Here is a 344-nt window from a genome sequence, read left to right on the forward strand (position 1 = left end):
GACGGCGACGAGGTCAACAAGACCAAGACGAATCCGAAGAACCCGGACACCGATGGTGACGGTCTCAAGGATGGCGATGAGGTCAACAACCACAAGACCGATCCGAAGGACAAAGACACCGACGGTGATGGCCTGACCGATGGTGACGAGGTCAACAAGACCAAGACCGATCCGAACAACCCCGACACTGATGGCGACAAGCTGAAAGATGGCGACGAGGTCAACGAACACCATACGGATCCGACAGATCCGGACACCGATGGTGACGGTCTCAAGGATGGCGACGAGGTTAACAAGACCAAGACGGAGCCGAATAACCCGGATACCGATGGTGACGGTCTCAA

At 56.1% G+C, this 344-nt stretch carries 1 pseudogene; it reads left to right on the forward strand.

Annotated features, from left to right (window positions below):
• Positions 1-344: pseudogene (locus tag HMPREF1219_RS12940) on the forward strand (Rib/alpha-like domain-containing protein); the annotation flags it as partial.

It is taken from the genome of Corynebacterium pyruviciproducens ATCC BAA-1742 (assembly GCF_000411375.1).
GTDB classification, from domain to species: domain Bacteria; phylum Actinomycetota; class Actinomycetes; order Mycobacteriales; family Mycobacteriaceae; genus Corynebacterium; species Corynebacterium pyruviciproducens.